Below are 22016 nucleotides of genomic sequence, written 5' to 3' on the forward strand. Positions count from 1 at the left end.
AAGGGGGCTCATATAATGGAGCTGTTACGAATCGAACACCTCAGCAAAGTATATGGAAAAGGAGAAAATAAGGTCGTTGCGCTGAACGATGTGTCCTTGACGATTGAAAAAGGCGAATTTACGGCGATTATCGGTGCGTCTGGATCGGGAAAATCAACACTGCTGCATATGATTGGCGGAGTCGATATTCCTACTAGCGGAAAAGTATTTTTAGATGGTCAGGATGTGTATGCCCAGAACAATGAGAAACTTGCGATTTTTCGCCGACGTCAAGTTGGGTTGATCTATCAGTTTCATAACCTGATTCCTACATTGAATGTCGTGGAAAATATTACCTTACCGGTTTTGATGGATAAACGAAGGGTCAATCAGGAACGACTTAATGAATTATTGGCGCTCTTAGGGTTGGGCCAACGAAAGGATCATTTGCCGAATCAACTATCTGGCGGACAACAACAACGGGTTTCCGTTGGGCGGGCCTTGATGAATGCTCCTGCAGTTTTATTGGCAGATGAACCAACGGGAAGTTTAGACAGTAAAAATGGCCATGAAATTATCAATCTGTTAAAACTAAGCAATCGAAAATATGGGCAAACATTGATCGTCGTGACCCATGACGAGGAGATCGCGCTGCAAGCGGATCGAATCATTGGTATTTCTGATGGTTGTGTGACGCGTGATGAGAGGATGTTGCGCTCATGAACATCTTCAATAAAGTCACATTGCAAAATATGAGGAAAAACCGCACGCGCACAGTTGTAACGATCATTGGTGTGCTCTTGTCGAGTGCGATGATCACCGCCGTCGCTACGTTTGCTATCTCGCTTCAACAGTATATGGTGGCAGGTGCTGCGCAAAAGTATGGGGATTGGCATGTGGAAACTCTGGATACAACTGCCAAATTTGCCAAGAAACAGGAACAGAATAAGGCTGTCTTAAAGGCGACAACGTTTGAGGATATCGGTTATGGAAAACTTGAAGGCGGGAAAAATCCCAATAAACCGTATCTATTTGTCGCAGGTTTTAATCAACGAACCTTCGAAACCTTACCGATAAAAATGATTTCCGGCAGATTACCGAAAAATAGTCAGGAAGTAGTCATTCCTGCTCACATCGCGGCTAATGGCGGAGTGAAATATGCTGTCGGCGAGACACTGTCATTAGCTGTTGGTGAACGCTTGAAAGGAAACAATCGTCTTAACCAGCACATCGCGTATGATGGAACGAAGAAAAATCAAGAAAAGCTAACAGTCACCAGTGAAAAAAAGTATAAAATCGTTGGTATCTGTGAACGGCTGGGATTTGAAGAACAGAGTGCTCCGGGGTATACGTTGATTACTATTGCGGATAAAGCTGAGAAGTCAAAAAATCTCAGTGTTTTTGTTACGCTTAAAAATCCGCGAAAAGCGAGTGCTTATGCCAAAAGCGCGATAAAAAATCAGGAATATCGGCTTAATGATGAAGTCCTGCGGTTTACAGGAGCTTCAAATGATAAAATGTTCAATTTATTATTGTATTCAATTGGTACAATCTTGGTGGCATTGATCATGCTGGGCTCGATTTTTCTGATCTACAATTCGTTTACGATTTCCCTAAATGAACGGACTCGTCAATTCGGTATTCTTTCATCCGTGGGTGCGACACCAAAACAGCTGCGAAATTCTGTTTTATTTGAAGGTCTTTGTATCGGAGCAATCGGAATTCCTCTTGGGGTGATTTTTGGACTTGGCAGTATAAAGATCGTTATCGGACTTGTGGCTAAAAACTTTCGTAACGTTTTATACGCGAATGTTCCATTAGTCCTGTCCGTATCAACTCCGGTAATATTAACGGCAGCCTTGATTAGTTTGATCACGATTTTGATTTCTGCTTACCTACCTGCAAGAAAAGCGGCGAATACGCCAGTTATGGAAAGCATTCGCCAATCCAATGAAGTAAAGATTTCTGCAAAGGAGATTAAAACGACCAAATTTTCAGAACGTATCTATGGTTTGGAAGGTCTGTTGGCGCTGAAAAATTTTAAGCGCAACAGGAAACGTTATCGAACGATCATTTTATCGTTGGCGTTTAGTGTCGTTCTTTTCGTTTCGGCGCAAGCATTTGGGGACAGCTTGCAGCGGTCGGCTAAACAGATGGTGGTGGACTCGGATTACGACATTGTATTTTCTAGCTCGGAAATGCAAGAAAGCGAGCTTTTTCGTCTGTATGAGAAATTTCAAAAGGTAGAGGGGATTACCAACAGTTCGTATCAAGCGATGCTGCAATATACCAGCCAAGTGGAAAACAGAACCTTTTCCTCGCGGTATCTTGCTTTGAAAAATAGTGAACCAGCTCAAAAGACAAATTTGAAGTTAGATATCCAATTCATCGAGGACACAGAGTATTTGAAATTTATCCAAAGCCTGGATTTGCCGGTTAAAGAGTATACTGGGGAAAATGGGAAAATACTTGCTGTCGCAAAAGAGCGAATCGAAAAATCGGAAGGGAAAAATGAATTGATCGATCTCTTTGCGAAAGATACGATGAACCTAGTTATGATTCCAAAAATCTCAGGGCACGCCTCTTCAAATCAGCAGCTAAGGATTCCAGTCAAATTCGTTGATACATTTCCGCTGGATACCTTACCTCGCCAAGTTATAGAAAATCAATCCTATGTTTTTATGCTCGTCGCACCTTATCAAATGAAGGCAAAATTTGCACCAGTTGGGATCGATCAAGATCTAGGGTTAACGTTTCTATCGAAAAATGCTGGGCGTTCGACAGCAGAAATAAAGAAAATTATTCAAAAGGAGGGCGTTACGGTTCCCTATGAACTGTACAACGTCCATGAGATATTTGATCAAAATCGGAATACGATCTTCGTAGTGAATATCTTCAGTTATGTATTTGTGGCGATGATCTCTTTGATCGCGATTGCGAATGTCTTTAATACAATCTCTACCAATATCAAACTTCGACGGCGGGAGCTTGCGATGCTGCGCTCCGTTGGGATGACAAATAGAGATTTTAATAAAATGATGGTCTTTGAATGCATCTTTTATGGTTCGCGTTCGCTGCTGATAGGTATCCCAACAGCCGGGCTCATTTCGTGGTTGATCTACGTAGGAATGATAAAGGGCGGTGCGGAGATCGCCTATCATTTTCCTTGGGTCAGTCTCTTGATCAGTGTGCTGGGTGTATTTTTGATCGTATCGATCACCATGCTTTATGCAGTGGGAAAGATCAAGAAAGAAAATATCATTGAAGCCTTGCGCGATGATTTGGCCTGATTTAACGTAAGTGAGCTGTGACAAAAGTCTTGTCACAGCTCATTTTTACGATTAACTGGTGCTCCAGAGGTAGCTTCTACGGAAATAAGCCGAAATTTCTTGAATCTGACTATTTCTGTCACAGCCTCTTCATTTTATGAACGCATTCGTTGAATCATTTCTTTCGTAATTCGATCGACGATATTAATAATTGTTTTAGGTGAGCGTTCATTTCTTGGAATATCGATTTGATAAATTTTTGCTACACGCCCAGGGTTGGAATCCATTAAGACGACACGATCGGAGAGTTGAACGGCTTGTTGGACATCATGAGTGATCATGACGATTGATTTGGTTGCAATTTGATTGTTCAACCAGATTTCTAGTAAATCATTGGATAATTGGCTAGCTGTAATGATGTCTAGCGCTGAGAAGGGTTCATCTAATAGCAATAAACTGGGTTCAATCGCTAAGGCCCGAGCAAAGCCAACACGTTGTTTCATTCCGCCGGAGAGTTCTCTAGGGTAAGCTTTCTCAAAACCTGTTAAGCCGATCATTTCGATTAGATTGCTTACTCTTTTTTTTATTTGTTCACGAGAAAGTTCTGCACGATTTTCCAGACCAAAGCTGATATTTTTCTCCACAGTCAGCCAAGGAAAGAGGGCGAAATGTTGGAATACCATACTGATGTTGGCATCTGGTTCAGTGATTGTTTTATTTTCAAAAGTGATTTCTCCCTTGGTTGGTTGAAGGAGTCCGGCGATACTTCTTAACAGCGTTGATTTTCCTGTTCCAGATTGACCGATAATGCTTAAAAATTCATTGGTTTTTACTGTTAGGTCAATGTTTTCAAGTACCTTCAAATGCTCCCTATGACCTTCAATCTCAAACTCCTTACATACGGCTTTTACGTTTAATAATTCTGTATTTTCCATTTTATCTTTTTGTATAATCGAAGAATTCGATCACACTTCTCCTTTCGATTGTATGCTAATAATTGATAAACAATAAAATGCTGGGAATGTTAATAATGAAATTTTTCCTTTGCAGCTCTGTATAAGGGCTGCCAAATAAATGCAATGCATAGTCCTACCATGAAGCACATGGCTAGTGTTCCTAAAGCAGATTTGTCTTTTATACCGTCGTTCGCTGAAATATATTGTCCTAGTCCTGTGACATTGATTGATCGCTTGCCCCATTGAATACTTTCAGCAGCAATATCAGCATTCCAAGCGGCGCCGGCAGCATTGATAATCGCAGTAATTAGATAAGGCAGGATAGAGGGAATCAGATATTTGATCCACCAGTGCCATTTAGAAAGTTTGAACAGCTTCGTTACGTCCCGAATGTCGTCTGGAATTGCTAAGTAACCAGCGATTACATTAAAGAAGTAATACCATTGACAGCCAACCATAATCAGCGGCAGAATCCACCATTGCAGCTGGTTAAATCCCATACCGATAATAAGAACGATAAAGGGCGTATAAACATTCGAGGGAATCGATCCCAAAATTTGGCCGATAGGCTGAACAAAATTTAGACGGCGATTATCACTAGCTACCCAAATCGCTAACGGTGTAAAGATAACTCCAGCGATAATCATCGCTAGTGTGACCCGCAAGGTGGTATAGAGAGTTAATCTAGGAATCATGCTGAAATCTTGATGAGGCAAGAAATGATAGAGCTTGATCGAACAATTGATTACGATAAGCGCCAAACTGACATACCATAAGGTTTTGAAAAAATTGCGTAGCTTTGCGACCAGCCGATACAGACGATCCAATTTGAAGAAGTACCAAATTTTAGGTAAATCGTAGAGCCAAAAGCTGCTGAACCTCGCAAAAGCTTTTGAAAATTGCTTGGTCAATGTTGCGTTTTTCAACAGGTGATAAACGATCGATTTAGGCGGCGTCGTACTTTCAACGTCTGTCTCATATTTGAAGTAATATGTTGCCCGAACCAAGGGCTGAAATACCAAAAAATTCAGGATCACTACATTCAGCAATAAGGCTAGAACTGCCCATAGACAAGCCTTGAAATCAGCACGTTCCAACGCAATTTGAATATACGAACCGATTCCTGGTAAAAAAAGCGTTGTATCTTTGGGAAGAGCGACAGATGCCTGTTCACTAGCAACCAAAGCAAACCAAGCCGCTGTTTGAGAAATAATCACGTTCCAAAGCAATCCCGGAATGGCATAAACAAATTCAAGTCGCCAAAATTTTCCCCAGGGATTGTATTTGAATTGCTCTGTGACATTAGACAAATCAGAAGGAATAACCTCCATGATTTGATACAGGGTCAACATGATGTTCCACGCCTGACCAGTGAAAACCGCAAAGACGGCGACACATTCAGCACCCAGCACATTTTCTGGAAATAACCCCAACAGCCAGGCAGTCGTAAACGTTAAGAACCCTAATAATGGTACGGATTCAAGAAAATTGACCAATGGCAGGATGATCCTTCTAGCGGTCTTGTACTTTACCGCCAGAAGGCCGAAAACAAAGGAGAACAGGAAGGACCAAAGCATCCCGACAATCATTCGAAACATCGTTCGAATGGAAAAATAGCCAAGATTTGCGACAGATAAAAAGTCATTCTGCTTGTTTGCTGTCGCTAAGAACTCCTCCGAGGGTAAGGTGTGAAGCGGGCGATTCATTTTTATCAGAGAAAAGATAAGAATGAATGCAAAAAGGGCCAAAATGAACAGGAAGGTGATATTTCCGACGATTTTTGTGATCCGTTCATTTTGCTTAGATGATACGTTTAAAACTTTCAATGTAAAAAACCTCCTAAATAATCATATTAAGGAGGTCGCCGAATAAATGAACAAGTCTATAAGGAAATCACGTTAATTGAGCTTTGGCTTTCTGAGACGTAAGAAAGGGATCTTCTAGTTATCTTGGGAAAGCCTTAATTCGACAATCCCTGCTTTACTCGTTACTGTCTCTCGACATTTCCGAGCGATAACCTGTGTTCTTCAGAGTAACCTCACCTAATATGATTATATTTTATTGTGCAAACTCATCATACTCGTGAAAAGTGATAAATCAATTGTCACTCAGGCCGGCAATGAATAGATGAAAGGGAAGCAGCCTTATTAATAAAGCTTTTTAGCAGCTTTTCGCTCTTTTTAGAAATGCTTTCCAGATTATTAAGATGCGTAATCGTTCCTCCTGATTTAGCGATAGGAATCCAATAATAGTTAACCTCCGTTGAAGAATGATTGTTATTTAATGTTTTTACTTGCCTAAAAGACAGTCACAGGAGCAAGATTAGGTTAACCTAAAATTTGCAGCAGGGATGTGAAAAAAATGTCGATTGAGAAATTAGAGTATTTCTACATTATCGCTAAATACAACAGCCTCTCAAAAGCTTCGCAGGAGTTGTATATCGGAATCTCCTCTTTGAGCTCGGCTCTTAAAAGTCTTGAGACTGAGCTTGGCTATGATCTATTTACACGTCATGGGAAGAAGTTAGTTTTGAGTGAAGAAGGCGAAAAAATTCTGCCTTTTGTAAAACGAATCATAGAGGAGGCCAAAAAGATTCAATTCCCTCTTTATCAAATGATTGATCGTCCGTCCTTTAAAGTAGGGATCAGCGATTCTGTTTTGATATTTGAAGCAGGGGAGTGTGCGTGCAGCAATGACAGCTATACGATCAACTATGTCAATGCCGCCCCTTTAGAATTGTTGAATCAGCTGAAGCAAAAGGAAGTCGATTTAGTAATAACCAGCAGTGTGGTTGATGACCCGCAATTTGAACGGACCTCTCTGATTCGCTCAAAAATATTGCTCGCCGCTAATGAATCTTTAGCAGAGAATGAACTGAGGCAGGCAGCCGCTGAGGATCTGGAAAAAATTCCTTTTATTGTTTTGACTGATCACCTCGGTCATCAGCAATTGACGCGAAGAACGGCTGATTATTTTAACATTGACCCTGAATATCTTTATTGCCATGATAGTCTAGGAATTCATAAATGGTTGAATGAGAAAAAAGCGGTGTTTGTGATTCATGCCATTGAAAAGGAATTGTTGTCTAGTGAATCGATTGTTTTTCTAGCGTTGCCCAGTGCATTAAGTTTGGACTATTATTTATATAAAAATAGGAACAGTCAGCATGTTTTTGATATTGAAGAAGTGGAGGATGATTTAAAACGAATCTTCAAAGAAATCGAGATCAAAGGAAACGGCATCCGAAAGGAACGAAATGACTAATCCATACAAAAAATCAGCGTAGGCGAGTCTTTAGAGGACGGCCTGTACGCTGATTTTTTTGTCTGGATTAGGACTTGGAATTGCTGCATTATCGATCAGCTGTTGCGTAATTTAAGAAACAAACCCGTTTTTAGTTTTTACGGTAGGTGGGGTGCCGGTATCTGTATTACCGGGTGTTCCTATATAGCTATTGCCGTTTAAGGAAGTGGATTCGTTGTCTTCTGATTCTTGATCCTGTACGGAGTAATCACTTTGATAGAGATATTGCCCGTTTGTATGAAAGGCAAATGTTTTCTTGTCCCGGTCGTCCTTTTTATCAATTCCGAGGCTCACCCGCAGTTCATGACTGACATATTGAATGCTATCTGGATAAAGTTCCACCATACTGCGTCCTTGATTACTGAAGGTTCGCCAATCAAAGGTGAGCTGTTGTTTCCCATAGCTGTTATAAGTCAACCCGTTTTTTATTAGATCTATCAGCTGGTCTGTTGTGATATCGGTTTGAATATTATTATCAAAAGAATCAATGATTCCTGTCAAATTTTTAACAGCCGTCTTTGATTTTAATTTTTTGCCGACGGATTGAATGATCTCCTGTTGACGAAAGCCCCTCATTATATCGTTATCACTATGGCGTTCACGAGCGTAGGAAAGTGCTTTTGTACCGTCAACATGCTGTTTTCCTTCATCGAAATGGATTGATCCGGGCCCATCTTTTGTAACGCCGTCAAAGGAATGTTGGACATTGATGTCGATTCCGTCAATTGCGTCAATGAACTTAATGAAGGACAGAAAATTAAATACACAGTAATGGTCTATCGGGATCTTCAATAATTTTTCCACCGTATTAACAGAAGCGGTTGGTCCATTAAAGGTGTAGGCCGCTTCGATTCGTTGATTGCCATGATAGCTTTTGGCAGCGATCGGAACAAAGCTGTCTCGCGGTAGGCTGCAAAAGGTGAGTTTTTTAGTTTTGTTGTTGACGGTAATGACCATCATCGCATCGGTTCTAGTTGTTCCTAGTTTTCTTTCGATAGTATTGTCGAGTCCCATGACTAAGAAGGATTCCGTATCACGTCCTTTTGTCGTTTGATATTCGTTTTTGATCGGATGGTAGCCATTGTCCAAGGTTTTTCTTAAGTGTTGGTTGACTAATAGGAAATAGGCGGAGACGGAGATGGTGCACATTAATATCGCGGCGAGACTAAGCAGAATAATTTTTTGCGATCGTTTCATGGTAAGACTTCCTCTCATTGTTACTAAATTTTTATCAACAAAAAGGATCGCCTTCTTATGCACAACAAGAAGGCGATCCTTTAATGTCCTCTCATCGTCTGAGTTTTGGCACTATACAACGTAAAGAACAATCTTAGCTATCTTTAGAAAAGCCTTAATTCGACAATTCCTGTTTTACACATTGGCATCTTTCGATGTTTCTGCGCAATAGCTTGTGTTTGTATAGAAGCCTCACCTAACAAGGTTATACTAGCTGTCAGCTGAGTATATAATAACGAGAACCAGATAATAAAAACAGTCGGATAGTTTTTCTTAATAATATATTTAAAAAAGAATAGATAGAATAAGCATTGTTAAATTAGGGAAAAGGCTTTACGATAAAATCGAAAAGGCGAATTCCTACCTTATAAAAAAACGATAACATTAATATTTCCAATGTTTAAATAACGAAATTACCCTATCTAGAAATTGAGGTGAAGCTAGGATCTGTTGAGAAGCATCGCTTGAGAACATATACGCTTCACATAACAGTTTATACTCATCAACGAATTATTTCAGGTTCTGTACATCTACATCAGGCCATTGCATAAAAATGGAGCTTGCGATATTTTAGGTATGCCTAAAAATCTGTATATAAATTTTGAAAGAGGGTATTTACTTGAATGATTCACAGATGAATAATAAAAACACGGCGCACAAGAAGCATCATTTAGTGGAATATGCAAATGGGCCGTCGCTTGAGGAAATCAATGGCACGATTGAAGTTCCGAAAGATATGGGATTTTTGAAAACATTATTTGCCTATTCTGGGCCAGGCGCTTTAGTCGCTGTGGGCTATATGGACCCTGGAAACTGGTCGACATCGATTACTGGAGGACAAAATTTTCAATACCTTTTGATGTCGATTATTCTCATTTCTAGTCTGATTGCGATGCTGCTGCAATACATGTCCGCAAAATTAGGCATTGTATCTCAAATGGACTTGGCACAGGCGATTCGAGCCAGAACCAGTAAATCATTGGGCATCGTCCTTTGGATTTTGACTGAGTTGGCAATCATGGCGACAGATATCGCAGAAGTTATCGGAGGGGCTATCGCACTGTACTTATTATTTCATATCCCGTTGTTCCTTGCCGTATTCATTACCGTTTTTGATGTCTTACTGCTGTTATTATTGACTAAAATCGGATTTAGAAAGATCGAAGCGATCGTTGTAGCGTTGATTGTCGTCATTTTTATCATTTTCGCCTATCAAGTCGCTCTGTCAAAACCGGAATGGCACGCTGTTTTTCAGGGATTAATTCCTAGCTCAGAAGCATTTTCTACCACTCATTCGGTCGCTGGACAAATACCCTTGACAGGAGCGTTGGGAATTATCGGGGCGACAGTTATGCCGCACAACCTTTATCTGCATTCTTCGATTGTTCAAAGTCGAAAAATCAATCATGAGGATCAAGAGGATATTGCACGTACATTGCGTTTTTCCAAATGGGACTCTAATATTCAATTGACAATGGCTTTTTTTGTCAATTCATTACTGTTGATTATGGGTGTTGCAGTTTTCAGGACCGGCAGTGTAGCAGATCCATCTTTTTTCGGGTTGTTTAAAGCACTGTCCGATCCGTCTGTAATGAATAATTCAATTTTGGCTCACGTAGCTAGTTCAGGTATTTTATCGATTCTTTTTGCTGTTGCACTGCTGGCTTCGGGACAAAATTCTACCATTACCGGCACACTCACCGGACAGATTATCATGGAGGGATTTGTTCATATGAGAGTTCCGATCTGGCTGCGGCGATTAGTTACTCGGCTGCTGTCTGTGATCCCTGTTTTGATTTGTGTCTTTTTGACTAGTGGGAAAAGCGAGGTACAGGAACATATCGCGATAAATAATCTAATGAATAACTCTCAAGTCTTTCTGGCCTTTGCCTTGCCATTTTCGATGCTTCCGTTGCTGATGTTTACAGATAGTCGGATCGAGATGGGGGAGCGGTTCAAAAATTCATGGCTGATAAAGCTATTAGGATGGGTCTCAGTAATCGGCTTGATTTTCCTGAATATGAAGGGCCTGCCAAATCAAATCGAAGGTTTTTTTGGGGACAATCCGACAAAGAATCAGCTTCATTTAGCGGATAATATTGCATTCGTAATCATTATTTTAGTTATCGTAGTGTTGATTTGGACCATTGTTGAGCTGTATAAAGGGGATAAAAGATACGCCCAACAACTGAAAGCGACTAGAGCTGAAGGGAAGAATAAAGATGAATTTTAAAAAAATAATGGTCGGCGTGGATGAGAGTCCAGATGCTTTGAAAGCATTTCGTTATGCGATTCAAGAGGCACGTCACGAAATGGCTGAATTGATTATTGTCTCCGTATTAGAAGAAAAGAATATTAATGTCTATCAGTCTTTGGACAGAAGCTATTGGGAAAAGGAAATGAATGAACTAAAAGAACGGTGTGAAAAATATAAAAAGGAAGCCCTTGAACATGGTGTGGTTCATGTAACTACGATAGTAAATGAAGGGAATCCGGGAGAGCTGATCGTGAATAAGTTTATTCCTTTAAATCAGCCAGATCTGCTGGTAATTGGAGCGAGATCTACAAGCAGAATAAGAGATTTTTTTGGGAGTCAGGCCGCTTATATGGCCAGGTATGCTAAAATTTCGACTATCATCATTAGATAATAAGAAAAGTAGGAAAGGTTCACTTGTTGCTAAAGACAAATGAACCTTTCCATTTTTCATTTATCGCGGATCAATTTCATTTAGGGCTTTCTCAGGCACCTGATCGCGCCGGACTTCCTCATAAGACTCGACATGTGTTCCCTTGCCAGTTAATTTTAAGTAGCGATTCGTTTTTAGTTGGGAGATACCGATGAACTGAATTTTACGAGTTTTCCCATCTTTATTAGCAGCAGTTTGCTGATAACTTGCTGTACCGTGTTCATTAACAGATTGTGGTTCCGTTGTTTTTACATAGAGTTCACTTTTTGGAACAAGAGGGTTGAGCTGATCTAGAATACCCGCCACCTCACTGGATGAATTTTTTGAATAGAGCATGGCTCCAAATAATAAAATAAAGACGCCAATAATTACTCCAAGTATTTTTTTAATCATTAGTCAAATGACCGTCCTTTCACATTTATAGATTCAGCTTATCAAGAAAATCGACACCGAAAATCGGGCGAGGGACCTATCTGGGTCTAACAAAACTGTCACAATGAGGTTCGGGATGTTGAAGTAATCATTGGTAGTGAGTATACTCTATATAGGAAAGAAAGCGCTTTTAAAAATTGGGATGTCGAGTCAATTCAACTGAGAGTGTTGCAGCGGGAACAACCTAGTATAGGAGGAAAATATGAAATTTTTTCTAGATACGGCGAATATTGAGGAGATCAAGCGAATCAATCTATTGGGCTTGGTAGATGGTGTAACAACAAATCCAACGATCATCGCAAAGGAAGGCAAAGATTTCGAATCGATTATCAAGGAAATCTGCGGGCTGGTTTCCGGACCAGTAAGTGCGGAGGTCACTTCTTTAGATAGTGAAGGAATGATTCGCGAGGCGAGAGAAATCAATCAATGGGCAGAGAATATCGTAGTCAAGATTCCTATGACAGAAGCCGGACTGCAGGCGGTTCATACGATTTCAAAAGAGGGGATCAAAACCAATGTGACATTGATTTTTTCAGCGGCACAGGGGTTGATGGCCGCTAAAGCTGGGGCGACATACGTCAGTCCGTTCTTAGGTCGTTTAGATGATATTGCTTCGGATGGTATTCAACTCGTGAGTGATCTACGAGAAATTTTTGATAGTTACGATTTTGATACGGAAATCATCGCAGCTAGTGTTCGTCATTTAGGACATGTGGAAGAGGCGGCTTTAGCAGGATCAGATATTGCTACGATCCCGGGCAATCTGTTTCCAAAATTGTGGAGCCATCCATTGACTACCAGCGGCATCGCTCAATTTGAAGCGGATTGGCAAGCATTTCAAGCAAAATAATAAAAAATCAGTGGGCACACCATCACGTATGCCCACTGATTTTTTTATTTTTTACGGTTTCGACGAATCATGACAAACGCGATAAGTGCTAAGATGATAACCCCAGCGACGGTTAACCAAGTTCTTCTTTCTTCACCGGTTTTTGGTAAAATACCCAAAATTTTGTCATTCGTATCCTCTTTGGCAGCGGCTTTGTTTTCGGCGCTATTAGTAGAAGATACGGCTTGTTCTGAAGTAGAGCCAGAAACAGATTCACTGGTTGTCGTACTTGGTGTTACACCGTTACGAATATCATCGTCTTCAGCATAGCGGCTGATCCAAGCGATGATTCCAGGGAAGAACGAATTGCCCGTTCCGATTATTTCTTCTTGGATCGGAGAAATGTATTTTAATACATTAATCAATTCTTCACGGCTCATATTGCGAACCGCCATAAATGAACTATCACTAGGATATAGAGCATTTAAATAGGCTTGCAAGCTATCGACATCGTCGATCATTTCAATCGCATTGCCATATCTGTTGGGATCAAAATTTAAGATATTTTCAATTTTGTCCCAAGAAAGACTTTTGTCTTTATACAAGGCTTGTAAAATTCTTGCATAACCACCAACATCAAGGCCCCAAATATCACTGCCCATTCGATTTGTTAATTTCATGGCGTTTAATAATTGTTGATCCGTATAACTATCTATCTCTTTTTGCGACATGATTGAACTTAGATCGCTTTCTTTCAAGGTTTTGCGTATTTGTTCAGGATCATTATCAGTTGTGACCTCTTCACTTGTTTGCTTAACACCAGTTTCTTTTTCAACCTTCTTGATGGTTTTTTCTTTGGCTTTCTCAATATCTTTTACTTCAACATTTTCTAGTTCACTTGAAGAGGTAGTGGATGCAGTTGAATCTTCAGTTGTTGCAGTGGTGCTGGATTCATCTGTCGTACTACTATCACTTTGGTTGTCTGAAGTTGTCTCTGTCGTTTGTTCTGTTGCTGCTGTAGAATCTTCCGAGGTATTTACAGTCTCAGTCTCAGCGTTCGCACTCAGGGGAAATAAAAATAATAGCGCGCATGTTAATAAAATCTTTTTCATCAAAAAATCACTCCTTAATCTTTCTGTAACACTAGTGTAACATAAGAAATATATCTGTAAAGAGAAAGTTGAAATTTTTTTATATTTATTCATCTGATCGTTGATTTTTACGCTAAGAAATTATTTTGCTGGTCGATATCCAGCTTTTTTTGCTTCATTGATTGTTTTGAACCAAGCTTTTGGATTGGTGGTTTTATCATAATATTTACTGCCAGGCAGGTGATAGATACCGCTTTTTGAGCCTTTGATCAATCCTTTACCGTTACTGTCGACATATTCTTCATTTGGCGAAGCCGTCGAAGAAGCAGTAGTATCCTGCTTGCTAGTTCCAATCGTGCTAGTCCCATCTGCATAATTCAAGGTTACACCATTTTGCACATTGAAGATGTATACGTTGAAATGAATGTCATCACTGCCGATCGATTGAGCCATCATATGAACACCCCGAGCTAACAATTCATCGTTACGAAAAACCGGAACGACGGAATAGCGAACATAATTCTTAGGGCTTTTTTCTAAGTAGTATTTGACATCCATCTCAAAACGCAGCATTTCGGGACTGTTTAATTGTCGAGTACCAGTGATCAAATTTTTCCAGTTGGCGTTTTCTCCGCTTAATTGATAACCGATCAGATGGGAGCGATTATATAAATATTGGCCATTAATTTTTTTGCTATGCCAGCCGGTGGGAGTAACACTGGAGATTTCTCCACGTTTTTCAGTGGGCATCAATTTTTTGTTTAATAAAGCTTCGGCACTGGTTGCACGATTTAGATGATCTAGATCGCCATAATTTTCCCAAGGCCCCTTTGTGGTGGAGAGTGTCTCTTTGGAAAACGTCGGATTATTTTGATTAATCTCGATTGTTTGGGTGCCTTCGTACTCAAGTTCAGCTAAGTCCTGCTGAGCAGAGACGACTTGAGATTGCGATGCAGCAGGTGTAGATTTCGTTGATTCTTGAAAATGATCTTTTACGCTGTACACAGCGAAACTAGCTGCCGCAATCACGATCGCAGCAACTAGCTTAGTTTTCTTTGACAAGGGATTTGCTCCTATTCTATTGGTATCTCAGGCCGGGTTATTCTGGCGCACCGATGATCTTGATGTATTCATCAGGATTCATGATCTCAAAATGTTTCGCAACTAACTGGTTGCGCTTATTGCGACGACCTTCAATATGGATCATATATTTGTTTTCCGGCAAGCGAAAAACGTAACCAGAGAGATAACGGTCTTTGATCAAGACTTCGGTTTTATTCTCCCCATCGCTCATAATCAATAAAGACATCATGATCGGCTTTTCTTGCAGTAAAATCGTTTTTTCTAATAAGCCGCGATATTCTTCCAAAAAATCACATCCTTTAATAAAATCTATAATCCAATTTTAGCATTTTTAAGCAATTAATGCTCTGATAACGAAATCGCTTATATTAAAAACAGGAAAAAATTAAAAGAATCATTTATTGGCTTGAAGTTTAACTAGAACAGTTCATTTCAAAAGTGATACCTTTCGTTGAAAGACGTCGCTTTTAGGAAATCAATTTTAAAGAAGAAAAGTATATTGTTTAAAAATGACATGAAAAGTCTCTTAGAACTCTTTGCTGAGATCTAAGAGACTTTTTTTGCGTATCTTATTATTGATAGAAGCCTATAAAAAGAATTCAAATCCTTTAAAAAAATTAAAAAGCTTGACCAATTTGAAACGCTGTCATTGTTATATAATAAAGAAGCGAAGGTAATAATCGAAGGAAGATAAGAATTCATAAATTAAAAGGAGAGAACACTTATGCCAACAAAACCAGTGTCACAAATCACTCTATTTACTATGGGAAAAGAAAATCTTGAACGTCGAATATCGAAGGTATACGCAGATTCCTCAGATGCGGATTCTGTTATCCAATATATTGTGGCAGTGCTGATCCGGCACTCGTTATGCATCAGTGATTTTTCTGATTTCTGCAGTGAATTGGTGAAGGAAATCTTCCTTTTTGCGGAGCCGTCAGATGTGCTGCGTAAACTTTGTCCCTTGTTCCGTGATTCTTTTCAAGGTGGAAAAGAATGGGAACAGGTTTTTCGTCGTTTATATAAGAATAAAAACGAATATCACCGCTTCAATAATCGTTTGAGTGATTGCAAGAAGTATTTATTCACCGAAACAACGCCGGTAGAAGAAACCGATGGCCAGCAATATAAGCTAATGTCGACCTTTGAGGACGCGGTAGGGAAAATTCACACCTGGAGCTTGCGGGATGCGGATCTTCATTCGTCAGGAATGAAAATCGACGCGGTTTTAGAGCTGCTGAGTTCCTTAACGATCTTCGAGAAGGACGGCATTCGCCGCTTTGTTAAACTAGAAAACTCTGATATCCAAAACTGCACACGCCATCCTAAAGTCAAAAAAGGGGAGATCGTGGAGGAGACCGAACCACGCACTCCAGTTCAACCAAAAACCGAAGCGGTATCCGGCGTTGACTTCAGCACGATGACGGAAGATGAAAAACTGAAATTAGTGAAATTGTTATTACCAGAAGGGATGATTCTGACCGATACACGAATGAATGCGCTTAAATCTGAAGCTCCAAAGGAAAAGGAGTGTACTGAAAGTTCCGTCGTAACACCACAAGCAGCCGAACCAATCAGCGAAGGTACTATTTCTGCAATAAAAGAAGAAGTAAAAGAAGCACCAAAAGCACCAACTAAAAAGGCCTCTGAACCAAGACCAATGGCTCTTTCCACAACCGGAAATCCCAGTTTTAAAGAATATAAAAAGCCAAAAAGTGCGGGACAACTGGAGCGGGAGCGCCGAGAAGGATTGTTGAGGCAGATACCCGAAGGGAAGAAAGCGTCCAGAAAAAAGAATGCAAAGAATAAGCGGAAAAATAAACGGAAATAGGCTATTTGCGCGGACCTGAGGACGTCATTTTGTAAAAAAACTTCCTGAGTATGAAGGGTTATTTGTTGTGGGGGAAACTCATTTATCATGCACTATTTTTTAAATGGCGGATGGTTATTTGGCGTTCAGTTGCGTAATCTCCTACTTTCAACTATGCAATCAGAAGTTAAACGAATAAAACGTACAAGAAACACTCTCATAGCCCTGTTTTTTTGAAGGTTATAGAAACTCTACATAATCCTGGTTAACAATCAGTCATAGAATTTGATATGATAAAAGAAAAAAGCAGGTGAAGGCATGGCATTTTGGAATCCGTGGCGCGGTTGCCGCCGAGTCAGCGAAGGGTGCAAATACTGTTTCATTCATGAAGGTGACAAAAAACGAGATATTGATACGAGTAAGATCGAAAAATCTGCGCAGTTTGATGCACCGATCAAAAAAACAAAGAATGGTTATAAAATGAAAGGCGGACAAAAAGTCTATGTGTGCTTTTCCAGTGATTTCTTAATTGAAGATGCGGACTCGTGGCGAGCAGAGTGCTGGCGGATGATCAAAGAACGGGATGATTTAGAGTTCATTTTTTTAACAAAGCGAATCGAACGCTTAATGTCTGTTGTGCCTGATGATTGGGGCGAGGGGTACGAAAATGTTACGATCGGTGTCTCGGTGGAGAATCAAGCAAGGGCAGATCAGCGTTTAGCATTATTACAAGAACTTCCAATCAGACATAAGAATATTATTTGCCAACCCTTGATCGAAGAAGTGACGATCATTGATTATCTAGATGGTGTGGAATTAGTGATGGCAGGCGGAGAGTACCATAGAAATGCCCGACCATTGAACTATGATTGGATTTTGAAATTGCGAGAGGAAACGGTAGCGCGGGAAATACCTTTCGAGTTTCGTCAGTGCGGAACCCATTTCATCAAGGATGATCAGGAATATCAGTTAAATTATCGTCAATTGTTTTCTCAAGCTAAAAAAGCGGCGATTAATTGGTATCCAACGAAATAAAACAAAAAGCCAAACGATTCTTTCCTTTCATAATTGAAAGGAAAAGGGCGTTTGGCTTTTATTTTGTAAAGTATTTTTAAAAAAGAAATTTGATTCTGTACTAATCTGATAATTCTTCTTTTAATTCTTTTGTGGCAAGAGCGACGCGTTTGTTCCCTTTGTACAATTCAACAATTGTCCAAACTAACAAGGCGAGCACTGCAATGATTAAGATATAGGCAATGGTGTCTGCTGTAATAAGTTCAGCGGCTGAAGGCGCATCGCCAAAGAATCCTTCAATTTGACTTGGTAAGCCGATTAGATTCAAATAAGTCAGGCCAATAACCGATACCCAACCTAATAATTGGATGATACGTTTATTTTTAAAGCGTTCCCCCATTTCCGCGGTACTGTTGGTCATCATTAACAATGGCAGCATGGAGAATGGTAAAGCAAAGGCTAGGAAAACTTGCGAATTATTCATTAAATTATTCAATGCTTCGTGTTCTTCAACAACAGTGCTTCCGCGAGTCAATAATACACAAATCAATACTGGAACGACAGAGATCAGACGAGTAACCAGACGGCGCAGCCAGATTGGCATCCGCATATGAACGAAACCTTCCATAATAACTTGACCAGTCAACGTACCTGTAATGGTTGAATTTTGACCTGAAGCGAGGAGCGCGACAGCGAATAAGGTTGATAATGCCCCAGTTTTTGCGACACTCATGAGAATCCCGTTGCTCATAGTAGCAGGATTGGACAAAGCTTCGTACAATCCGAAGAATGAGGGGTCTTTAACGGTGCCTGTTTTGAAAACGGCTACCCCCATGATCAAAAGCAGTGCATTAACAAGAAAAGCTAATGACAATTGGATATTTGAATCCCAAGTGGTAAAACGAACGGCATTAGCAACATCCTCTTCATCGTCATGATCAACTTCACGAGTTTGCGACACAGCTGAGTGCAGGTATAAGTTATGGGGCATGACTGTTGCACCGATGATTCCTAATGCGCCAGTTAACGGTGTTTGCCCGCCGATTGCCGGAGATTTAGCAAAGGTTTCCTGTGTTGGTACGAAGCCTTTTATAACCTCCCCCCAGTTAGGATTAGATAACGCGACTTGGTAAATAAATACAAAGAGAATGACGAAAATCAAACAAACGACGATCGCTTCGATTTTTCGGAACCCGACTTTTGTCAGGAGCAGCAATAAGAATACATCGAAAACGGTGATAAAAACAGCGATGACTAAGGGAATATTAAACAATAGGTAAAGCGCGATGGCGGCTCCAATAACTTCCGCGATATCTGTTGCCATGATCGCTAACTCAGTTAATATCCAAAGAACAATCCCAAGTGATTTGCTTGTCCTCGCACGAATTGCTTGAGCGAGATCCATTCGGGTGACGATTCCTAGTTTAGCAGCCATATATTGCAGCAGCATCGCTACCAAACTAGAAAGTAAAATGACCGACATTAATAGGTATTGGAAATTTTGACCACCGGTGATGGAGGTTGACCAGTTTCCCGGGTCCATATATCCGACAGCGACTAAAGCTCCCGGTCCTGAATAGGCGAGCAATGTTCGCCAAAAACTTTTTCCTTTCGGTACTTTGATTGTACCGTTGACTTCCTCTAAGGATAGTCCGTTTGTATGTTCTAAAATGGGATGTTTATTCGTACTCAAGGAACGCCCACCTTTCTCTAAACTTTTCTACGATGCCATCATACACCCAAAATCAGGAAAATAAAAGAAAAAGATTCGGCGTGCCTAAAATTACAGAAAAGCATATTTCTTTGGCATAAATCAGATTTATTTTACACTGAAAAGAAGAAATAGGGGTGAGACCATGACTGAATGGCATACACAATTGGACGGTACGTGGGAAATCAAGGGAACGACCTTTCCTTTATGGGTATCGGATAAAAGAAAAAATCCCCGGATCACATATAAACGGACAGAAAAAGGTACGGTAGAATTACTCGATTTGGTGGAATATGAAATAAATGGCAAGACAAAACAAATCAAGGGGATTGATCGATTCGTCGACGGTCGATTTGTTTGGCGAGGAATCGGTCTCTTGAGTTTGTTAAGCAGCCACTGGCAAGTCGTAACAATCAAAGGAGATGTCTTGGTGATTCGTTTCGAGAAATCTTTGGTAACACCAGCTGGAATAGATATTTTAACGCGTAAAGGGGCGGATGTACCAAATTTACGTCTACGAGTGTTAAAACATTACGAAAGCTTTGGGTTGACCGAGCAGGAAAAAAGAGAGATTCAATGGAAATAGAAACCGAATGATTCTAACGTATTATTGAGAAATACTTTAGAAAATGAAAGTCGAACAGTCTCATTACTTTACAAATAGAAAGTAGTGAGACTGTTCGACTTTTTATTGACTGATCTCAATCACACGATCGGTCCAATCTTGATAGAAGCCTTCTTCGTGGGAAACGACAATGACCGTACCAGCGAAATTCGCTAGACTTTCACGTAGACTGTCTTTTGTCGCTTGGTCGATGTGGTTTGTCGGTTCATCAAGAATCAAAAAGTTGCCTTTTTGCATGGTCAATTGACAAAGCTTGACCTTTGTCTGTTCGCCACCGCTTAAGGTGCTGAGGGGTTCTTGAGCTAATTGATTCGGCAAACCAGCTTTAGCTAAATGTTTTCGCAATTCCTTAACGGTTTCTTTTGGAAAGTGCTCACTCAGATATTGTAATGGGGTTTGGTAAGGATTTTCCCATTGCAAATCTTGTTCGAAATAATTGATCTTTGTATTAGCTGGAAAATGGAACTCTCCAGCGATTTTCGGAATCGCTCCAATCAATGTTTTCAGCAGCGTTGATTTACCGATCCCGTTGAATCCGCGGATCGCGACTTTTTCACCGTAACGAAGAGTGATGTTGATGGGCCCCAGCAAGGGTCTTTGATACCCGATCTCAAGATCTGTTGTTTCAAGCGCTAATGTCGTAACAATCGGGGCAAAAGGGAATTCAAAATGAGCGACTGCATTCGAAGATGGCGGCGTCAAACGTTCCACTTTGTCTAATTGTTTTTGGCGGCTTTTTGCCATTGTTGAACGAGAACCGGCCTTGTACTTGCGAATATAGGCTTCGGTTTTTTCGATTTGTTTTTTTTGTGATGCATATTGCTTCATGTAGGTTTCTTGAAATTGCTCTTTCTGCTTCAGCGCTTTCGTCAAATTACCTGTATATTTGGTTAACTTGCCAAACTCAATATCTGCGATGTGGGTGGTGATCTGGTTCAAAAAGTCGCGATCATGGGAAATCACTACAAAGGTACCGGCAAAATCTTGCAAGAATTGGCTTAACCAAGCAACATGTTCGTCATCTAAGTGGTTCGTCGGTTCATCCAAGATCAAGACGTCTGGTTTTTCCAATAACAATTTTGCCAAGATCAATTTTGAACGCTGACCACCACTTAGATCCTCCAACGGCGTGTCCATTCCTAAAACGTCCAACCCTAAACCGCTGCTCATTTCGGCAATCAAGGTATCGATTTGATAGAAATCCCCTTGGTCTAATTCAGTCTGCAAGCGTCCAGCTCTTTCTAATAGCTTGTCATCCATTGATTCGCTATATTCCATATAGAGTTCACCGATTTTTGCTTCTTTAGCAAAGTCCGCCGCATATGCGGTCTTCAAGAAATCTTTGATCGACAATGTCGGATCAACTTCAACGTATTGGTCTAAATAGCCTACATGGATATTTTTTTGCCATGCGATGGTGCCTTCATCTGGTAATTGCTCACCGGTAATAATCTTAATCAAGGTACTTTTTCCTGCGCCGTTTTGTCCAATCAGGCCTAGATGTTCCCCTTTATTCAAATGCAATTCTAAATCTTCATACAGGATCTTATCGCCAAATTGTTGCGCGATCCCTGTTAAATCTAAGATACTCATGTTTCTCCTACTTTCTTACTCAAATTCCCATCATCTAATAAAAGAGGGCGATAGTCAAGAAAAAAAGAGCCCATTCATTTGGACTCTACGACTTTTATAGTTGGGCGGAGAATAGATAAACAAGGATATCAGAGACGACATCGATCGTTTGCCCGAAGAACTCTATTGCCCAACGAATCAGACTACTAAAAAATTCAATTATTATCTCTATCATATAGTTGTCCTCGCTAACTAAATAAATTGTGCAGCCAATTGATTGGATAGAGGGACAGATGCAACGTCACGTGAGCTAAGAAATAACTTACTGCGAAGAATGGAAATAACAAGTGTTTCATAAATTTTCAACCTCCGTATTTTTCGTTGCTTTAGTATAACTTAACTATAGCGGCTGAAGACAT

18 protein-coding genes and 2 riboswitches are annotated in these 22016 nt (G+C 40.3%); of the genes, 9 read left to right on the forward strand and 9 right to left on the reverse strand.

The window, feature by feature from the left end; all coding sequences use genetic code 11:
- Positions 1–15: 15 nt before the first annotated feature.
- Together IGI38_RS17210 and IGI38_RS17215 are read left to right on the forward strand one after the other, a co-directional pair.
- Positions 16–702, forward strand: coding sequence for an ABC transporter ATP-binding protein (locus IGI38_RS17210; RefSeq protein WP_438732829.1), 687 nt, complete (start codon positions 16–18; stop codon positions 700–702).
- Positions 699–3269 carry an ABC transporter permease gene (locus IGI38_RS17215; RefSeq protein ID WP_438732831.1) on the forward strand — a complete coding sequence of 857 codons (2571 nt, stop codon included), beginning with the start codon at positions 699–701 and terminating at the stop codon, positions 3267–3269. Before IGI38_RS17210 ends, IGI38_RS17215 begins: the two co-directional genes overlap by 4 nt.
- Before the next feature lie 134 nt (positions 3270–3403).
- On the opposite strand, the gene IGI38_RS17220 is transcribed toward IGI38_RS17215, so the two are convergent.
- Entirely contained in the window at positions 3404–4183 is a 780-nt protein-coding gene (locus IGI38_RS17220) for an ABC transporter ATP-binding protein (RefSeq protein ID WP_438732833.1), read from the reverse strand.
- An 89-nt stretch (positions 4184–4272) separates the two neighbouring features.
- The gene (locus IGI38_RS17225) at positions 4273–5910 is read right to left on the reverse strand and encodes an ABC transporter permease subunit (RefSeq protein ID WP_438733397.1); all 1638 of its coding nucleotides are present in this window, start codon (positions 5908–5910) and stop codon (positions 4273–4275) included.
- Positions 5911–6091: 181 nt separating this feature from the next.
- Positions 6092–6261, reverse strand: a riboswitch (M-box (ykoK) riboswitch).
- A 304-nt stretch (positions 6262–6565) separates the two neighbouring features.
- On the opposite strand from IGI38_RS17225, the gene IGI38_RS17230 reads away from it, so the two are divergent.
- Entirely contained in the window at positions 6566–7468 is a 903-nt protein-coding gene (locus IGI38_RS17230) for a LysR family transcriptional regulator (protein ID WP_438732835.1), read from the forward strand.
- Between the two features lie 111 nt (positions 7469–7579).
- On the opposite strand, the gene IGI38_RS17235 is transcribed toward IGI38_RS17230, so the two are convergent.
- A complete protein-coding gene (locus IGI38_RS17235) occupies positions 7580–8704 on the reverse strand; it encodes an LCP family protein (RefSeq protein WP_438732837.1) in 1125 nt (374 codons plus the stop codon).
- Positions 8705–8785: 81 nt separating this feature from the next.
- Positions 8786–8954, reverse strand: a riboswitch (M-box (ykoK) riboswitch).
- Positions 8955–9377: 423 nt separating this feature from the next.
- Here IGI38_RS17235 and IGI38_RS17240 point away from each other — a divergent pair.
- Complete coding sequence (locus IGI38_RS17240; protein ID WP_438733398.1) at positions 9378–10976, forward strand: Nramp family divalent metal transporter; 1599 nt, start codon at positions 9378–9380, stop codon at positions 10974–10976.
- The gene (locus IGI38_RS17245) at positions 10966–11391 is read left to right on the forward strand and encodes a universal stress protein (protein ID WP_438732839.1); all 426 of its coding nucleotides are present in this window, start codon (positions 10966–10968) and stop codon (positions 11389–11391) included. The genes IGI38_RS17240 and IGI38_RS17245 overlap by 11 nt, the downstream gene beginning before the upstream one ends.
- 60 nt (positions 11392–11451) lie before the next feature.
- Here the strand turns inward: IGI38_RS17245 and IGI38_RS17250 are convergent, their stop codons facing one another.
- Positions 11452–11823 carry a YxeA family protein gene (locus tag IGI38_RS17250; protein ID WP_438732841.1) on the reverse strand — a complete coding sequence of 124 codons (372 nt, stop codon included), beginning with the start codon at positions 11821–11823 and terminating at the stop codon, positions 11452–11454.
- 241 nt (positions 11824–12064) lie between these two features.
- Between IGI38_RS17250 and fsa the strand changes: the two genes are divergently transcribed.
- Positions 12065–12712 carry a fructose-6-phosphate aldolase gene (gene fsa / locus IGI38_RS17255; RefSeq protein WP_438732843.1) on the forward strand — a complete coding sequence of 216 codons (648 nt, stop codon included), beginning with the start codon at positions 12065–12067 and terminating at the stop codon, positions 12710–12712.
- Positions 12713–12756: 44 nt separating this feature from the next.
- On the opposite strand, the gene IGI38_RS17260 is transcribed toward fsa, so the two are convergent.
- The 3 genes from IGI38_RS17260 to IGI38_RS17270 all read right to left on the reverse strand — a co-directional run bounded on the left by IGI38_RS17260 (position 12757) and on the right by IGI38_RS17270 (position 15151).
- Complete coding sequence (locus tag IGI38_RS17260; protein ID WP_438732845.1) at positions 12757–13803, reverse strand: LPXTG cell wall anchor domain-containing protein; 1047 nt, start codon at positions 13801–13803, stop codon at positions 12757–12759.
- A gap of 120 nt (positions 13804–13923) precedes the next feature.
- Entirely contained in the window at positions 13924–14844 is a 921-nt protein-coding gene (locus tag IGI38_RS17265; RefSeq protein ID WP_438732847.1) for a DNA/RNA non-specific endonuclease, read from the reverse strand.
- A 37-nt stretch (positions 14845–14881) separates the two neighbouring features.
- On the reverse strand, positions 14882–15151 hold the full coding sequence (locus IGI38_RS17270) for a hypothetical protein (protein WP_438732849.1): 270 nt from the start codon (positions 15149–15151) through the stop codon (positions 14882–14884).
- Between the two features lie 438 nt (positions 15152–15589).
- Between IGI38_RS17270 and IGI38_RS17275 the strand changes: the two genes are divergently transcribed.
- Both IGI38_RS17275 and IGI38_RS17280 read left to right on the forward strand, forming a co-directional pair.
- Entirely contained in the window at positions 15590–16696 is a 1107-nt protein-coding gene (locus IGI38_RS17275) for a glycosyltransferase family 1 protein (protein WP_438732850.1), read from the forward strand.
- A 297-nt stretch (positions 16697–16993) separates the two neighbouring features.
- Complete coding sequence (locus IGI38_RS17280; protein WP_438732852.1) at positions 16994–17710, forward strand: DUF5131 family protein; 717 nt, start codon at positions 16994–16996, stop codon at positions 17708–17710.
- A gap of 100 nt (positions 17711–17810) precedes the next feature.
- On the opposite strand, the gene IGI38_RS17285 is transcribed toward IGI38_RS17280, so the two are convergent.
- Positions 17811–19382 (reverse strand): Nramp family divalent metal transporter, encoded by a 1572-nt coding sequence (locus IGI38_RS17285; protein WP_438732854.1) that lies wholly within the window; start codon positions 19380–19382, stop codon positions 17811–17813.
- Positions 19383–19545: 163 nt separating this feature from the next.
- On the opposite strand from IGI38_RS17285, the gene IGI38_RS17290 reads away from it, so the two are divergent.
- Complete coding sequence (locus tag IGI38_RS17290; RefSeq protein ID WP_438732856.1) at positions 19546–19986, forward strand: hypothetical protein; 441 nt, start codon at positions 19546–19548, stop codon at positions 19984–19986.
- 102 nt (positions 19987–20088) lie between these two features.
- Here the strand turns inward: IGI38_RS17290 and IGI38_RS17295 are convergent, their stop codons facing one another.
- A complete protein-coding gene (locus tag IGI38_RS17295; protein ID WP_438732858.1) occupies positions 20089–21618 on the reverse strand; it encodes an ABC-F family ATP-binding cassette domain-containing protein in 1530 nt (509 codons plus the stop codon).
- Positions 21619–22016 lie beyond the last annotated feature (398 nt).

The sequence above is a fragment of the Enterococcus sp. AZ128 genome (assembly GCF_051714485.1).
Classification (GTDB): domain Bacteria; phylum Bacillota; class Bacilli; order Lactobacillales; family Enterococcaceae; genus Enterococcus_A.